Origin of the sequence: Mesorhizobium sp. M7A.F.Ca.CA.004.12.1.1 (assembly GCF_003997835.1) — a bacterium.
GTDB lineage: Bacteria > Pseudomonadota > Alphaproteobacteria > Rhizobiales > Rhizobiaceae > Mesorhizobium.
Genome location: NZ_RZRK01001426.1, coordinates 1 through 635 on the forward strand (window position 1 = coordinate 1; position 635 = coordinate 635).

The 635-nt window shown below is 63.0% G+C and carries 2 protein-coding genes; both read right to left on the minus strand.

Annotated features, from left to right (window positions below; genetic code table 11):
• The coding region (locus EN984_RS36835; protein WP_206517593.1) for a site-2 protease family protein at window positions 1-217 on the minus strand (217 nt) is incomplete at its 3' end.
• Between the two features lie 104 nt (window positions 218-321).
• On the minus strand, window positions 322-635 hold a 314-nt coding region (locus EN984_RS36840), incomplete at its 5' end, for a phosphatidate cytidylyltransferase (protein WP_164766031.1).

Genomic DNA, 635 nt, shown 5'->3' on the forward strand with positions numbered 1-635 from the left:
ACAGTTTCCAGCGCGTGCCGTGGCTGTCGTTGAAGCCGAAGAGTTCCGGGCCGAAGCCGATCGAGAAGGCCCTGACGCCGATGCCGCACCAGCGCCCGACAAGGTAATGGCCCATTTCGTGGACGAACACGACTACGGTCAGCACGAAGAGGAATGGCACCAGCGTGCCGAGGACAAAGCCTTCTGTGCTGAAAAGCGCGTGAAGAATCTCGTTCAAGACAAACCCTCAAATTCTTCCACGGCGCAGACTGCGCCGTGACTGTGACACCAATCCGGGCGAATCCAAGGCGCACCGCGCAAAGGACCCTGAAATGACATCGCTCAAACGGGAAACAGACCCTGCGCCGGATGATCGGCGTTCGCCGAAATCCAGCCGATGACGTATAGGGCGAATGCCGCTGCGACAAGCCCATCGACGCGATCCATGACGCCGCCATGGCCCGGGATGAGCGCACCTGAGTCCTTGCGGCCATGGCGGCGCTTGATCCAGGATTCGAACAGGTCGCCTGCCTGCGAGACAATCGACAGCACGAGCGCGACCAGGCCGAGCAATGCCAGATTGCCGACACCGGCAGCTGCGGCGAGGACCAGACCGGCGACGACGCCGCCGACAGCGCCGCCGAGTGCGCCGCTGC